Genomic DNA, 15,094 nt, shown 5'->3' on the forward strand with positions numbered 1-15,094 from the left:
GCGTCAGCGCTCCGGGTTCTGGTTGAACGGGTTTACGGGTGGCGTGCTGCGCTGGGTGACCTGGCGGGGAGGCTGTGGGGCGGGCGGGGTGCTGCCGTCGCCGAAGACTTCCTTGGCGATAGCGCCGATGCCGCTCAGCGAGCCGAGAATGGAGGACGCCTCGATGGGCATCAGCACCACCTTGGAATTGGGGGCCGAGCCGATCGACGTCAGGGCTTCGGTGTATTTCTGCGCCACGAAGTAGTTGATCGCCTGGACGTCGCCGGCGGCGATCGCTTCGGACACCATCTTGGTTGCCTTGGCTTCGGCTTCGGCCAGGCGTTCGCGCGCCTCGGCGTTGCGGAAGGCGGCTTCACGCTGTCCCTCGGCCTGCAGGATCGCCGACTGCTTGGCGCCTTCGGCGCGCAGGATCTGGGCGTTTCGCGAACCCTCGGCTTCAAGAACCTGGGCGCGCTTCTCGCGCTCGGCCTTCATCTGCCGGGCCATGGCATCGACGAGGTCACGAGGCGGCTGGATGTCCTTGATCTCGACGCGGGTGACCTTGATGCCCCAGGGGTGCACGGCCTCATCGACGACGCGTAGCAGGCGGTCGTTGATCGCGTCGCGGTTGGAAAGCAGCTCGTCGAGATCCATCGAGCCCATCACCGAGCGGATGTTGGTCATCGTCAGGTTGAGGATGGCGTTTTCGAGGTTCGAGACCTGGTAAGCAGCCTGCGCGGCGTTCAGCACCTGATAGAAGGACACGGCATCGGCGGAGACCGAGGCGTTGTCCTTGGTGATCACTTCCTGGGTCGGGACGTTCAGAACCTGCTCCATGACATTCAGCTTGGCGCCGACGCGCTCGATGAAGGGGGTGATCAGGTTGAGGCCGGGCTCCAGCGTGCGCGTGTAGCGGCCGAAGCGCTCAATCGTATAGCGATAGCCCTGCGGTACCGTCTTGATGCCGGCAAAGAGCACCAGAATGACGAAGATGACGAGTGCGATGACGACGATGTCGAAGCCGCCCAGGACCATGAAATTCCTCCACCGGTTGTTGCCGGACAATCCGGCACACATCAAACGTGGAGACTTATCCCGTTATTTGCAATGATCCGCAACAAAAAGCCGCTGGTTGGGTCAGACCCAGCCGAGAAGCTCACGCCGTACCACCTTTTCGAGCACGCGCATGCCGTCTTCGCTGTCGTTTAGACAGGGGATATGCGCGAATTTCTCGCCGCCATTCTCATGGAAGGAGTGGGCTGCCTGTTCGGCAATTTCTTCCAGTGTCTCCAGACAGTCGGAGACGAAGCCGGGATTGAGAACCGCAATCTTCTTGACGCCGTCCTGCGCCAGCTTCTCGATTGTCTTGTCGGTATAGGGCTGCAGCCATTCCTCGGGCCCGAAACGAGACTGGAAGGTGACCATGAACTTGTCTTTCGACAGTCCGAGGCGCTCGCGCAGCAGCCGGCCGGTCTTCTGGCACTGGCAGTAATAGGGGTCGCCCTGCTTGAAGTAGGACATCGGGATGCCGTGGAAGGACGCGAGGATCATCTCCGGCTCCCAATCCAGCGTCGCCAGATGCTTGGTCACCGAATTGGCGAGTGCCTCGATATAGGTCTCGTCATCGTGATAATCCGGGATCGTGCGCAGGGCGGGCTGCCAGCGCATTGTTAGGAGTTTCTGGAACGCCTTGTCGTTGACGGTGGCAGTCGTTGCTGCGGCGTATTGCGGATAGAGCGGGAAAAGCACGATGCGGTCGCATCCGGCGGCCTTCAGGCTGTCGATCTTCGAGGCGATCGACGGGTTCCCGTAGCGCATCGCCCAATCGACGACGACGTTGGGAATGTCCTTCAGGCGCTCGGCCATCAGGTCCGACTGGCTGCGCGTATAGGTGCGCAGGTAGCTCTCGTCCTTGTCCTTGTTCCAGATCAGCTCATAGGCCTTGCCGACCTTGCCGGGGCGGGTGTTGAGCACGATGCCGAACAGGATCGGGTACCATTTCCAAGGCGACCATTCGATGACACGCTTGTCTGTCAGAAATTCGCGGAGGTAGCGGCGCATCGAGCTGTAGTCGGTGCCGTCGGGCGTTCCGAGATTGACGAGCAGCACGCCCACCTTGCCGAAGGTCACAGGCGGGTGTTCCGCCGGGCGGTTCGAAAGTTCAACGGTCATTCTGGCCCCAACGCTCTCATGTCTTCGCCGGCTCATACGCAGCCGGATGCGATCGGTTCAACCCTATAAGTAGAAAAGCCGGCCCGGGGAACCCCGGACCGGCTTTCGAGATCGGGACAAATCGTCTTACTTCGCGGGAAGCTTCAGCTCCTCGCCAACAACAAGCCGGCGCGGGTTCGGGCTGCCATTGGCTTCGGAGATCTTCTTCCAGAGCTCGCCATTGCCGTAGAACTGCTTGGCGAGATCCCAGAGCGTGTCGCCAGCAGCTATGACGTGGCTGGCGGGCGTTGCCGCTGCCGGAGCAGCCGCAGCCGGTGCCGGTGCCGCAGCGGGAGCGGCGGCCGGTGCTGCTGCCGCTGGGGCCGCAGCAGGGGCTGCCGGTGCGGCGGCACCAGCGGCTGCGATCGCCGTCACGCGTCCGTCGGTATAGGGCTTGTACGGGTTGTGCGCCGTCAGGTATCCGACAGTGACATCGGCGAGATCGGGGCCGAAATCGTAGGCATTCTTGCCTGCTGTTTCGAAGATCGAATAGCCATCGCCGCCGGCGCGCATGAAGTTGTTTGTGGCAACGCCGTAGGTCATGGCCGGATCGATGGCGACGAAATTATCGCCGTCCTTGACCTGCACATCGCTGACGCGGCTGCCGACCGGCTTGGAGACGTCGAAGCTGTATTTCAGACCGGCAACCTGCGCGAAGCGGCCGGCACCCTGATCGATCTGGCTGACACCGTTTTCGAGCGCCTTGACGACGTCGGCACCGGTCAGCTGGAAGGTCGCCAGCGTATTCTGGAACGGCAGAACGGTGATGACCTCGCCCTGGGTGACTTCGCCGCCATCGATCGAGGCGCGCAGACCGCCGCCGTTCTGGATGGCGATCTGGACGCCCTGGCTCTTGGTGCGGTCGAGCATGGCATCGGCGACCAGATTGCCCATCGAGCATTCCTGGACACGGCAAATGGTGCGATCACCCTCGATCGGACCTTCCGACGCGCCGATGACCTTCTTGCGCAGGTCTTCGATCGGCTTGGCCAGCTCGGCGATACGGGCGGTGAGCGCCGGATCCGGCGTGAACGTCGAATCGATCAGGATCGGATCGCCCTTGGCGCTCTTGACGACGCCGTTGTCATCGAAATCGACGACGAGATCGCCGAGATATTTGCTGTAGGATGCTGCCTGAACGACCGGAACCTTGTAGCCGCCCGGGTTGTCGACCAGCGTCGGATAGGGGCCTTCGGCCTTCGGATCGGTGTTCGACAGCAGGCTGTGCGAGTGGCCGCCGACAACGACGTCGACGTCGGGGATCTTGGCGATGAAGGCGAGATCGCGCGGATAGCCGACATGGGTCAGCGCGATGATCTTGTTGATGCCCTGCGCCTTCAGGTCCTGAACGGCTGCGGTGATCGAGGCGACGTCGTCGGCGATCAGCACCTTCGGGCCGGGCGAGGAGAGTTCTTCGGTGTCGTTGGTCACCGCGCCGACGATGCCGATCTTCTGGCCGCCGACATCGAGAACCAGCGATGGCTTGATGCGGTCGCCGAGCTTCGAGCCGTCACCGGCAAGCACGTTGGCCGAAATGACCGGGAACTGCACCTTGTCGAGGAAGGTGGCGAGGCCGTCTTCGCTGTCATCGAATTCATGGTTGCCGACGGTCATGACGTCGAACTTCATGGCGTTCAGCACTTCGGCTTCAGCCGCACCCTTGTAGGTCGTGTAGAACAGCGAGCCCTGGAAATTGTCGCCGGCATTGAGCAGCAGCACATTTTGGCCGGAGAGGGCCTGACGGCGCTGGTCGATCGCGGTCTTCAGGCGGGCGGCGCCGCCAAAGCATTCCTTCTTGCCTTCTTCCTCGGCAGAGCAGGTGGAATCGAACTTGTTGATCGATTCAATGCGGGAATGGAAATCGTTGATGTGAAGAATATTGAGCTGATAGTCGGCGAAGGCCGCGCCCGTGCTGAGCGCCAGCATCGACGCAGTCAGCAGACCGAAACTAAAGGATTTCGTCATCCTGTTCTCCTGATTTTCCGGCGGCAGCGCTTACCCCTGGCTGTTCCGCCGATCCCTCTTAGCCGTGTTACCCGGCGCGCCGGATGTTTTCATCTCACCTGCGCAACCGCAAGCGAAAAGCTGGGCCAATGCCCGCGCTTTCCAAGTGGCGGTAAACAAAAAAGCTCCCGCGAAGGGGAGCTTTTCATTTTCGGCAATCGGTGAAGTGTGGTTACAGGCTGCGCGTCAGCGTGAATTGCGCGCCGGCATCCGAGGTGCAGTTCAGCTGGCCCTGATTGACCAGTGCGCAGTTGACCTTGGACTGGGTCTTGCGCACCAGCGAGGTCATGTTGATTTCCACCAGAGACGGCCCGGTGTTCACATAGGTGCCGGATGCCAGCAGCTGGTTGCTGTCGGTCGTGCGGGTGGTGAAGGTGCCAGCCTGGAAGGTCGAGACGATGCCGTTCGGATCGCGCCATGCGCCTTCAACGCCCGTTGGCGCGGCACGGGTGGAAACCGGCATGGGACGGGGATCAGAGGAAACACAAGCTGCGAGCGCTGCTGCTGCAGCCGCGAGCGCGGCAATATTTCTCAACTTCATAAAGCTTCTCCGGCGATTGGCGGCGGACGATATCCGCAAGTTCTGGAAAAAACATGGCGCGGGGCGGCCGCCAAGGCAAGCCTTCTACAAGCTGCAAGCGAAATTACACAGCAGGCGTTACAAAAATGCCCGCCTTTCGGCGGGCATTTTGTCTCTGCCGGTTCGCGATTACGTGCGAACCAGGATGTTCTTGAACTGCCATGGATCCTTGGTGTCGATGTCCTCGGGGAAGAGGCCCGGGCGCCCATCGAGCGGGGTCCAGTCGGTGTAGTGTCCTTCGACCGGGCCGAGGTAAGGCAGCTGCACTTCGAGGCAGCGCTTGTAGTCGATCTCGTCGGCTTCGACGATGCCGGCCTTCGGGTTCTCGAGCGCATAGACCATGCCGGCGAGAACGGCCGAGGTGACCTGGAGGCCGGTGGCGTTCTGGTAAGGCGCGATGCGGCGGGTCTCTTCGAGCGACAGGCGCGAGCCGAACCAGTAGGCGTTCTTCTCGTGGCCGTAGAGCAGTACGCCGAGCTCGTCGATGCCTTCGACCAGTTCGTCTTCGTCGAGAACGTGGTGCACAGGCTGCGCGGTGCCGCCATTGCCGAACATCTCATGTAGAGAGAGAACGGCATCGTTGGCCGGATGATAGGCGTAGTGGCAGGTCGGGCGGAAGGTCACTTCGCCGTCCTTGTCGCGCACCGTGAAATAGTCGGCGATCGAGATGGACTCGTTGTGGGTGACGAGGAAGCCGTATTGCGGGCCAGGCGTCGGGCACCAGGTACGAACGCGGGTGTTGGCGCCCGGCTGTTCCAGGTAGATCGCTGCCTTGTTGCCCTTCTTGTGCTTCTTGGCGTTCTTCGGCATCCAGTTTTCGTGGGTGCCCCAGCCGAGTTCTGCCGGCTGCAGGCCTTCGGAGATGAAGCCTTCGACCGACCAGGTATTCCAGAAGACGTTGAGCGGCTTCGGGGTCTTGGTGAGCTGCGTGTCGCGCTCGGCAATGTGAACGCCCTTGACGCCGAGTTTCTTCATCAGCTTGGCCCAGCCTTCGCGGTCATGCTGATCCGGCTCTTCGAACTTCAGGCCGGTGTCGTTGGCGAGGTTGACCAGCGCCTGCTTGACGAACCAGGAAACCATGCCCGGGTTTGCACCGCAGGTGGAAACGGCTGTTGCGCCGCCCGGGTTCTTTTCCTTTTCCTTGCGCACGGTTTCGCGCAGCGCATAGTTGGTGCGGTCGGCGTTCTTCATGCTCTTGTCGAAATAGAAGCCGAGCCACGGCTCGACGACGGTGTCGATGTAGAGAACGTCGAGCTTGCGGCAGAGCTTCATCAGGTCGAGCGAGCCGGTATCAACCGAGAGGTTGACGCAGAAGCCCTGGCCTTCGCCTTCGGTAAGCAGCGGCTTCAGGAGGTCCTTGTAGTTGTCCTTCGTCACATATTCCTTGATGTGACGGACGCCGTGCTTCTTGAGGATTTCCATGTCGCCCGGCTCTTCGCGCGGGTCGATGACAACCAACCGGTTCTTGTCGAACTTGAAGTGGCGCTCGATCAGCGGCAGCGTGCCGCGGCCGATGGAGCCAAAGCCGATCATGACGATCGGGCCGGTAATTTCGGCATATACCGGGTGGTTCTGTTCCGTCATTCTTTTCTCCTGTGGAAGGCGACGAAGGCGATCAGCCTCAAGAATTCTTCAAAATGCGCTGAAAATAAGCGAAGTGACCGGCTCTAACCATAAAATGGCGTCACAATAAAGAGCGTTTGGTCCGGGAAAGCAAATATCAGGCGGGGGCCAGCTGCTGTGCAAGGCTGTGCAGCTTCTGCACGAGGTCAGCTTTCTGCAGCGTCAATCCCTTGTAGGCGGCCTGATGTTCGTCCAGCGCGTCGAGTTGTGACGCGAAGCTTGAGGCGAGTTCCGCGGCCCGCGGGTGATGCTCGATCGCGACAATCGGATCGACATAGACGCGGATGGTGAAGACGATATCGCCGGAAAAGGGAAGCTTGCGCAGCGTCTGCCGCTCGACGCGGGCGAAGCGTTCTGCGAGCGTGAAATCGTCGGCAGAAGGCGGGCGGCGGTGCTTGGAGAGCGGCAGGAAGAGATCGCCTGTCGCGTTGACCGACCAATTCATCCGCTCGACCGGCCGGGTGACCTGCAGATTGTCGAAGATGCGGGTGATCAGTGTGGCGTTGCGCGTGCCTTCGCTGAAACCGGGCACATCCGCATGGATCGCCTGCATCGGACGGCCGAACTTTTCCTGCAGCGACCAGGAAGACGGGAAGGAGACGTGGCCTGCGACCAAATGCCAGCCATCATCCTTTCGGCGCATGATGACGAGGTCATCGGCAACGAGCAGGCCGGCTCTCATCAGCGGCGGCAATGTGCTGTCAGCGAGATCAATTCTGGTGCCCGCCGTTTCGATGACGCTGCCGTGGCGGGCATACAGATCGGGATGGGCAGAGCAGAGATAGTCCGCAAGCAGCGCCAGACATTCCTGCTGTGCCGGCAGCGTAGCGTCTTCGGCGACAAACACGTCCTCGCGATGGGCACCGATGAGGCTGCGCTTCTCGCCGAGATAGCGCGCCAGATCGGCATCCGGCTCGATCCACCTGCCGATATCGAGCGGCATCAGGCCGATGGTGAACGGCTTGGATGATCCATCATAGGGTGTGTAAGCGGGAAGTTTCATTGTCAGGAAACTGCCGGTTTGCTAGGCTTGATGCAAGAGTGAAAGGAAAGCTTCTTGGCAAGCAATACTGTCTCCTTTGATATGCCCGACCCGATGAAGCGTCAGCTCGATCAGCTTTCGCGCATGACGAAACGCGATGCGTCCACGCTCGCGCGCGAAGCACTTGCCGACTACCTCCAGCGGCAAGACGAGCAGGCTTCGGCGATCGACGAAGCCCTTCGGTCTGCAGATGACGGTCAGTTTATTTCTCATGACGCCATGTCGGAATGGCTGGAATCATGGGGGAGTGCTGAAGAGAAATCGCCGCCCAAAATTGACGTTATCAAAGCCCGGCGATGAAGCTTCTATGGGCAGCGCTTGCACGCGCCGATTTGCTGGCCATCCGTCACTTCATTGCTGAGCACCATCCGGGTGCTGCCAAGGCTGTAGCGGACAAGATTCTGCGGTCGGCAAACTTGTTGCGTGAACAGCCTGAACTCGGCTTGGCCACCCATAGGAACGATGTCCGGCGGTTGCTTGTTGCCGGGTCGGTCTATTCGATCATCTATCGGATTTCCGACCAAGACATCGAGATCATCGAAGTTTTTGATGGTAGACGGCACGCCCCGCGTACCGATCTGAAGCCGGGCGACTAGCTATCTCTTCAAAGCTTCCAATCCCTCATTGACCGTTGTCAATGCCACTTCCGTCACCTGATATTCCGCAACGCCGTGCAGCGTGAAAGGATCGGCCGCGACGTAGGCTTCGATCTCGGACCGGTCGCCAGTGGCGAAAATCACGCCGCCGGTGCGCGGGACCTTGCGGCCGGAGGCGAGGAACCAGCCTTTTGCATAGCCTTCCTTCACCCAGGCCATGTGCGTCTCCATGTGTTTGTCGGCCTCCTCGTTGGGCTTCACGTAGGTGAGGGAGAGAATGAACATGTTCCGATCCTGAAAGCTGTGTGCCGTTATGAGGCTGTTGATAACCGAAATGGGACTGGTCCATCCATCTTCTTTTTAGACTTTCGCCGCAATGTGCCACACATCGCCACAGCACGCCCGGGACCATCGGATGACCCAGATATCGGAGCGGCTTGCGGAGTTGCAGGAAGAAAGTGCCGTGCTGATCGGGCTCTACGATCAGGATGACCGTTTGCAATATGCGAACGCCGCCTTTCGCTCCATCTTCGCCATCGAGCCGGACGAAACGCCCACATGGGCCGAACTCATGCGCCGCAACACCAAGGCCGGACGCGGTACGATCATCCGTACAGCCGATTTCGAGGCTTGGCTGATTTCGGCGCAGTCGCGCCGCGGCAAGCTGCCGTTCCGCGCCTTCGAGACCGATGTCGTCGATGGCCGATGGTTCTGGATGACGGAGACGGTTCAGCGCGACGGCTGGATGCTCTGCATCGCCAGCGACATCACGCATATGAAGACCAGCCAGCGCGATCTCCGGCAGGATCGCGACTTCGCACTGAAAGCATCGCAGACAGACGAGCTGACGGGCATTTCCAACCGGCGCTTCATGATGTCAGCGCTTGAGAACATGATCCTGCGGCAGGGTTCGGCATTGTCGATCAGCGGCTGCATGTGCATCATCGATCTCGATTTCTTCAAGCGGATCAACGACAGCTTCGGCCATCAGGTGGGGGATCTGGTGCTGATCGATTTCGCCCGCCGCGTCCAGCCGATGGTCCGTCGCCGCGACAGCTTCGGGCGGATCGGCGGCGAGGAGTTCATGCTGGTTCTGCCGGATACGACGCTGGAGCAGGGGGAGAAGATCGTCGACCGGGTGCTCGACCGTGTCCGCGTTGCGCGGCCGCTGCTGGCTTCCCCCGCATTTTCCTATACCTGCTCGGCTGGGCTTGCCGAGCTCAGGATCGGCGATACGGTGCAGCAGATCTATGCGCGGGCGGACGAGGCACTCTATGTTGCCAAGCAGAGCGGCCGCGACCGGCTTAAGATCGTCGCCTAAGGCAGGAGTATGGCGGGGATCAATCCGCGCAGCGAGTTGCCCATGTAGAGCTTGCCGGCGGCGATATCGGCAAGACCGATGCGGTCAACGCGGGCCTTGCGCTGGCAGATCAGCTCGGTGCGCAACACGCCGGCCAGCAAGCCGCAGGAGATCGGCGGCGTGCGCAGAATGCCGGAGCCGTCATCGAGGAAGACCGAGGTAATGGTACCCTCGCAGACCTCATCCTTCTCATTGAGCATCAGCACTTCGTCGGCATCAGCAGCTGCATATTCCGCTCGCGCCGTCTCATAGACCTCGCGGCGCGTGGTCTTGATGCGCAGCAGCTTGTTGCTGCTATCAAGGCGTTGGGCGGCGAGTTTCACTTTCCAGATGGTGTCAGGCGCCAACGGCACGAAGGGGGCGCTGGTCACCTCGATCCGGCCATTGGCGTCGAAGGTCAGCCGGACACGGAGCGGGGCCGCCGCATCCCGAACCGCCTCTTGCAGAGCTTCGGCCGCAGCCCGAGGAACGGGAAAGCCGGTACGGCGGGCAGAGCGTTCGAGGCGGGCGAGATGCAGCCTCAGCCGGGTGAAGCCCACTTCCGAATCCCAGCGCATCGTCTCGATCAGCGAGAAATCGCTCATCGGGCAATCTCCTGATCGCCGATCGCAAAGCGCGCCTTCAACAGGCACTCCTCATACTCGGCCTCGGCGGTGGAATCGAAGACGATCCCGCCGCCGACATTGAAGACGGCGCGGCCATCCTCGAAGAGGCTGATGGTGCGGATGGCGACGGAGAAGCGCATGGCGCCCGAGGGGGCAATCATGCCGATCGCTCCGCAATAGACATCGCGCGGCTGGTCCTCGAGATCGTCGAGGATCTGCATGGCGCTGAGTTTGGGGGCGCCGGTGATCGAGCCGCAGGGGAAGAGAGCGGCGAAGATATCGCGTATCGTCAGATCGGGAAGCAGCTTCGCCTGCACATGGCTCACCATCTGGTGCACCGTGGGGTAGCTCTCGATGTCGAAGAGTTTTGGCACGTCGAGCGTGCCGACTTCAGTGATGCGCGAGATATCGTTGCGCAGGAGATCGACGATCATCCGGTTTTCGGCCTGGGTCTTCACATCGGCCAGCATGGCGGCCTTGATCGCTTCATCCTCTGCCGCATCGGCCCCGCGCCGGGCGGTGCCCTTCATCGGATGCGTCTCGATCCAGCCGCTTTCGTCGGTGCGGAAGAAGAGTTCCGGCGAGCGAGATAGCACGATCGGGCCGCCGAGATCGGCATAGGCGCCGTATTTGACCGGCTGGCGCTCGATCAGCGACCAGAAGGCGGCGAGCGGATCGCCGCTCCAGCGCGCCTCGATCGGCATGGTGAGATTTGCCTGGTAGCAATCGCCCTGGCGCAGGTGCCAATGGAGGCGGTCGAAGCGGGTCTTGTAGGTCTCGAAATTCCAGCCGGCTTTCGGGGCTGTCAGGAATTCCTCGTTGTCGCGGCGGCGGACTGGCTGCGACAGGGTGTGGCCATCCGGTGCCGGCCCGTCGAAGACGCCGAAGCAGAGGAGAGGGGATTGGCGATCGGTGGGGAGTTTGGGGGCGAGCTTGTCTTCGAAGAGGTAGCCGGCCTCATAGGAGATGTAGCCCGCCAGCCATTTGCCTGCGGCCTTGGCGTCCTGCATTCGCTGCAGGGCGGCGAAGAATTCGGCTCGGTCGTTCGCGATGATGGTTTCGGACGGCTCGGCGAAGAGCATCGTCTGATCGGTTGTGTCGTCGCGGAAGAGGATGAATGGGCTCAATTTACGCCTCCCTCATTCCTGTGGCCTTAGGGCTGCGCCCACGGGATGTCACAGGAATCCAGTGCGCCCAAGTCCTTGGGCGCGGAAGAGCCACTTCACGGCGCAGACGCGCCGTGGCTGGATTCCTGTGACGAGCACAGGAATGCGGCAGTGGGTGGGTTGGCGTCATTCGTTCTCTCTTGGACGGCAGCAAGGACGGCGTAACCCGCCTGACATGCGGAAAGCCGTTTCGCTGATCGCCCTTCGTCAACCTTCTCCCCGCGAGAAGGAGGCCTATCGCTTCAGCCCCTATCCAAAGCTTCCAGTTCGTCGATCAGCCCCTCGATCATCGACAGTCCCTTGCTCCAGAACGACGGATCGGTGGCATCCAGGCCGAAAGGCTTCAGGAGTTCGGAATGGTGCTTGGTGCCGCCGGCCTTCAAGAGCTCGAAATATTTGTCCTGGAAGCCCTTGTCCGCCTTCTGGTAGACGGCATAGAGCGAGTTCACCAGGCAGTCGCCGAAAGCGTAGGCATAGACATAGAAGGGCGAGTGGATGAAGTGCGGGATATAGGTCCAGTAAGTCTCGTATCCCTCGGAAATCTTGATCGCCGGTCCGAGGCTCTCGGACTGGACCGATAGCCAGAGTTCGCCGATATCGTCGGAGGTCAGTTCGCCGGCCTTGCGCGCGGTGTGCAGCTTGCGCTCGAATTCGTAGAAGGCGATCTGGCGCACGACCGTGTTGATCATGTCCTCGACCTTCTGGGCAAGCATCGCCTTGCGCTCGCGCTTGTCCGCCGTCTTGTCGAGCAGGGCGCGGAAGGTCAGCATTTCGCCGAAGACGGAGGCGGTCTCGGCCAGCGTCAGCGGCGTCTGGCACATCAGCGCGCCCTGGCCACCGGCCAGAACCTGATGGACGCCGTGACCCAGCTCATGGGCGAGCGTCATCACGTCGCGCGGCTTGCCCATATAGTTGACGAGCACATAGGGATGAGCTGAGGGGACGGTCGGATGCGCGAAGGCGCCGGGCGCCTTGCCGGGGCGAACCGGCGCATCGATCCAATGTTCGTCGAAGAAGCGCCTGGCGATGTCGGCCATCTCGGGGGCGAAATTGCCATAAGCGGAGAGAACGGTATCCTTCGCCTCGTTCCAGGAAATGACAGCGTTCGAGGTTTCCGGCAGCGGCGCGTTGCGGTCCCAGAAATTCATCTGGTCCATTCCAAGCCATTTCGCCTTCATCTTGTAATAGCGGTGCGACAGCCGCGGATAGGCCTGCTTGACGGCAGCAGCCAGGGCATCGACCACTTCGCGCTCGACGCGGTTGGCAAGGTGCCTGGAGTCAGCGATGTCCTCGAAACCGCGCCAGCGGTCGGCGATATCCTTGTCCTTGGCGAGCGTATTGGTAATCAGCGTGAAAACGCGGATGTTGGCCTTGAAGGTTTCGGCCAGCGCCATCGCCGCCTTGTGGCGGGCTTCCGGATCCGGGTCCTGCAGCATGTTGAGCGCGACTTCGAGCGGCACCTTCTCGCCGTCGATCTCATAGCGAAGCTCGGCCATGGTTTCGTCGAACAGGCGGTTGAAGGCGGCGGCCGATGTCATCGACTTTTCGAGGAAGAGCTGCTCCAGCTTGTCATCCAGCTGATAGGGCTTGTCCTTTCGCAAATCGACGAGCCAGGGACGGTAGTGCCCGGCAGCCGGGTCGTTTTCCATGCAGGCATCCATGACAGCGTCGTCGATGCGGTTCAGTTCCAGCGCGAAGAACAAGAGGTGGCCTGAGAATTCGGTGATGCGCGCCTGCACGTCGCCATACAGCTTGCCGTTAACAGGGCTCGTCGTATCGGAGAAATAGGTGAGGCCGGCAAAGGAGCCGAGCCGGCCGATGATGTCGTCGAGCGCTTCATATTCCTTCAGCGCCTGGCCGATGCCATCGGCGCCGGTCTTGGTGGCGGCTTCGGCAAGCTTGCCTTTCCATTTCTCCTCGAAGGCGATCGCGTTCTTGCCTGCCTTTTCCATGTCACTGGTAAAGGCCGTCGATGTTGCTGAGGGGTAGAGGTCCTGCAGTTTCCAGACCGGAAGATCGCCGAGCGCAGCGTCAGCCGCGCCACCGGCAGATGTTGCCGAGAAATTAAGACCGGCAGCGTTGAGCGCAAAATTCATGGCGAAGCTCCTCTTCCTCATTCAAAACAGGTCTGACTACCTAAGCGCCGGAAGGTCCCGCATCAAGGGGCTTTCGGCGCGTTAAAGGCCCCGGTTCGATACGGAATCGCCATCGTCACAATCGTTAAAATGCGATTATTTCTCAAAACTGGATGTTCAAGCCTTTCAGGCAGAGTGCAACCTAGGTTTCGCATGAAGTGAGGCGACAATGACCGGTTACAATGAGCTCAAAGGGGCAGGGCAGATACTCGTGGTCGAGGATGACCCGGTACAGCGCCGTCTGTTGAAGAACGCAATCGAGCGCCACGGGCACGTCGTCCATCAGGCAGAAAACGGCCGCATCGGCCTGGAGATGGTCAAGCGCGATGCCGGCCTCTTCAATGTCATCGTGCTCGACCTGATGATGCCGGAGATGACCGGTCTCGAATTCCTGGAAGCGGTGCACGAATTCGGCACACAGATCCCGGTGATCGTGCAGACCGGGCAGGGCGGCATCGAAACGGTAGTCCAGGCGATGCGCGCCGGCGCCTTCGATTTCGTCGTCAAGCCTGTCTCGCCCGAGCGGATCGCTACCTCGATCGCCAATGCAATGAAGCTCGACCAGCGCGAAGTGAAGGCCCGCTCCGGCCGCCGTTCGCGCTCCGGTGTGGTCGGCTTCGATGATATCGTGTCGGCAAGCCCGGCAATGCTTCGTGTCATTGATCTGGCGCAGCGCGCCGCTCAGTCGAATATCCCGGTCGTTCTCGAAGGTGAGTCCGGCGTCGGCAAGGAGCTTGTTGCCCGGGCGATCCAGTCTGCCGGCGACCGTTCCGGCAAGCCGTTCGTGACCGTCAACTGTGGTGCTATCCCGCATAATCTGGTCGAGAGCATTCTGTTCGGTCATGAGAAGGGCGCTTTCACAGGCGCGACCGAGCGCCATACTGGCAAGTTCATGGAGGCCGATGGCGGCACGATCTTCCTCGATGAAATCGGCGATCTGCCGCTCGAGGTTCAGGTCAAGCTGCTGCGCGCCGTCCAGCAGGGCGAGATCGAGACCGTCGGTGCCCGCACCGCACATAAGGTCAATGTCCGCCTGATTTCGGCGACCAACAAGGATCTGATCGAGGAGGTCAAGAACGGCCACTTCCGCGAGGATCTCTATTATCGCCTCAACGTCTTCCCGATCACGATTCCGGCGCTGCGCAAGCGCAAGGAAGACATTCCGCATCTGGTACGCGTCTTCACCGACCGGTTCTCATCGGAGCAGAAGAACGGCCATCGCATGACCGTCAATTCCGGTGCGCTGGCACTGCTGACGGCTTACGACTGGCCGGGCAACATCCGGCAGCTGGAAAACGCCATCTTCCGCGCCGTCGTACTGGCCGAAGGTTCTGAGTTGACGGAATCGGATTTCCCGCAGATTGCGGCGCAACTGCCGGAATATGATGTGGTCGATCACCTGGCGCTGGTCGCCGACAACACGCATCGCGATCACGATGCGGAGTTTGCGGCATCCGACTACAGCGTTCCGCCGCCCTCGGTTCTCGATGCTGCGCATCGTCACGCCGATAGCGCCGAAAACGCGATCGCGAGCGTCAATCCAGCCGGCGAGGTGAGGAAACTTGCTGATGTCGAAGAGGAGTTGATCCGATTCGCCCTTAAATTCTACCGGGGCCAGATGAGTCAAGTGGCGAGGAAATTGGGGATCGGCCGTTCGACGCTGTATCGCAAGCTGAAGGACTACGGCATCGACCCCGATAATCCCCAGAAGGACGCCGCTTAGTCCACAATCCGTTAATATTCCCGCAAGCATGTTCGGTTACTGTTCATAAACCACTTGTTAGTCGATCGTT

At 60.9% G+C, this 15,094-nt stretch carries 14 protein-coding genes; 4 read left to right on the forward strand and 10 right to left on the reverse strand.

Annotated features, from left to right (window positions below):
- Positions 1-3: 3 nt before the first annotated feature.
- The 6 genes from J2X43_RS21690 to J2X43_RS21715 all read right to left on the reverse strand — a co-directional run bounded on the left by J2X43_RS21690 (position 4) and on the right by J2X43_RS21715 (position 7,400).
- Positions 4-1,014, reverse strand: coding sequence for an SPFH domain-containing protein (locus J2X43_RS21690; RefSeq protein WP_310297135.1), 1,011 nt, complete (start codon positions 1,012-1,014; stop codon positions 4-6).
- A 102-nt stretch (positions 1,015-1,116) separates the two neighbouring features.
- Complete coding sequence (hemH, locus tag J2X43_RS21695; RefSeq protein ID WP_310297138.1) at positions 1,117-2,151, reverse strand: ferrochelatase; 1,035 nt, start codon at positions 2,149-2,151, stop codon at positions 1,117-1,119.
- Between the two features lie 126 nt (positions 2,152-2,277).
- A complete protein-coding gene (locus tag J2X43_RS21700) occupies positions 2,278-4,155 on the reverse strand; it encodes a 5'-nucleotidase C-terminal domain-containing protein (protein ID WP_310297141.1) in 1,878 nt (625 codons plus the stop codon).
- Between the two features lie 211 nt (positions 4,156-4,366).
- A complete protein-coding gene (omp10, locus tag J2X43_RS21705) occupies positions 4,367-4,735 on the reverse strand; it encodes an outer membrane lipoprotein Omp10 (RefSeq protein ID WP_112385525.1) in 369 nt (122 codons plus the stop codon).
- Positions 4,736-4,903: 168 nt separating this feature from the next.
- Positions 4,904-6,358, reverse strand: coding sequence for a homospermidine synthase (locus tag J2X43_RS21710; RefSeq protein WP_310297144.1), 1,455 nt, complete (start codon positions 6,356-6,358; stop codon positions 4,904-4,906).
- A gap of 136 nt (positions 6,359-6,494) precedes the next feature.
- Complete coding sequence (locus J2X43_RS21715) at positions 6,495-7,400, reverse strand: DUF3445 domain-containing protein (protein WP_310297147.1); 906 nt, start codon at positions 7,398-7,400, stop codon at positions 6,495-6,497.
- A 54-nt stretch (positions 7,401-7,454) separates the two neighbouring features.
- On the opposite strand from J2X43_RS21715, the gene J2X43_RS21720 reads away from it, so the two are divergent.
- A complete protein-coding gene (locus J2X43_RS21720) occupies positions 7,455-7,739 on the forward strand; it encodes a CopG family ribbon-helix-helix protein (RefSeq protein WP_310297150.1) in 285 nt (94 codons plus the stop codon).
- Complete coding sequence (locus J2X43_RS21725) at positions 7,736-8,035, forward strand: type II toxin-antitoxin system RelE/ParE family toxin (protein ID WP_310297153.1); 300 nt, start codon at positions 7,736-7,738, stop codon at positions 8,033-8,035. Before J2X43_RS21720 ends, J2X43_RS21725 begins: the two co-directional genes overlap by 4 nt.
- Here the strand turns inward: J2X43_RS21725 and J2X43_RS21730 are convergent, their stop codons facing one another.
- A complete protein-coding gene (locus tag J2X43_RS21730; protein WP_310297155.1) occupies positions 8,036-8,320 on the reverse strand; it encodes a YciI family protein in 285 nt (94 codons plus the stop codon). It abuts the gene before it with no gap.
- 130 nt (positions 8,321-8,450) lie between these two features.
- Between J2X43_RS21730 and J2X43_RS21735 the strand changes: the two genes are divergently transcribed.
- Positions 8,451-9,356 carry a sensor domain-containing diguanylate cyclase gene (locus tag J2X43_RS21735; protein ID WP_310297157.1) on the forward strand — a complete coding sequence of 302 codons (906 nt, stop codon included), beginning with the start codon at positions 8,451-8,453 and terminating at the stop codon, positions 9,354-9,356.
- On the opposite strand, the gene J2X43_RS21740 is transcribed toward J2X43_RS21735, so the two are convergent.
- From J2X43_RS21740 to J2X43_RS21750, 3 genes are all read right to left on the reverse strand, one after another.
- Positions 9,353-9,979 carry an aminotransferase class IV family protein gene (locus J2X43_RS21740; protein ID WP_310297160.1) on the reverse strand — a complete coding sequence of 209 codons (627 nt, stop codon included), beginning with the start codon at positions 9,977-9,979 and terminating at the stop codon, positions 9,353-9,355. The two genes, J2X43_RS21735 and J2X43_RS21740, sit on opposite strands and share 4 nt — an antisense overlap.
- Positions 9,976-11,082 carry an aminodeoxychorismate synthase component I gene (locus J2X43_RS21745; RefSeq protein WP_310297588.1) on the reverse strand — a complete coding sequence of 369 codons (1,107 nt, stop codon included), beginning with the start codon at positions 11,080-11,082 and terminating at the stop codon, positions 9,976-9,978. The genes J2X43_RS21740 and J2X43_RS21745 overlap by 4 nt, the downstream gene beginning before the upstream one ends.
- 326 nt (positions 11,083-11,408) lie before the next feature.
- A complete protein-coding gene (locus J2X43_RS21750; RefSeq protein WP_310297163.1) occupies positions 11,409-13,262 on the reverse strand; it encodes a M3 family oligoendopeptidase in 1,854 nt (617 codons plus the stop codon).
- A 208-nt stretch (positions 13,263-13,470) separates the two neighbouring features.
- On the opposite strand from J2X43_RS21750, the gene J2X43_RS21755 reads away from it, so the two are divergent.
- A complete protein-coding gene (locus J2X43_RS21755) occupies positions 13,471-15,024 on the forward strand; it encodes a sigma-54 dependent transcriptional regulator (protein WP_310297165.1) in 1,554 nt (517 codons plus the stop codon).
- Positions 15,025-15,094 lie beyond the last annotated feature (70 nt).

This window comes from Rhizobium sp. BE258 (genome assembly GCF_031457345.1).
Classification (GTDB): Bacteria; Pseudomonadota; Alphaproteobacteria; order Rhizobiales; family Rhizobiaceae; genus Rhizobium.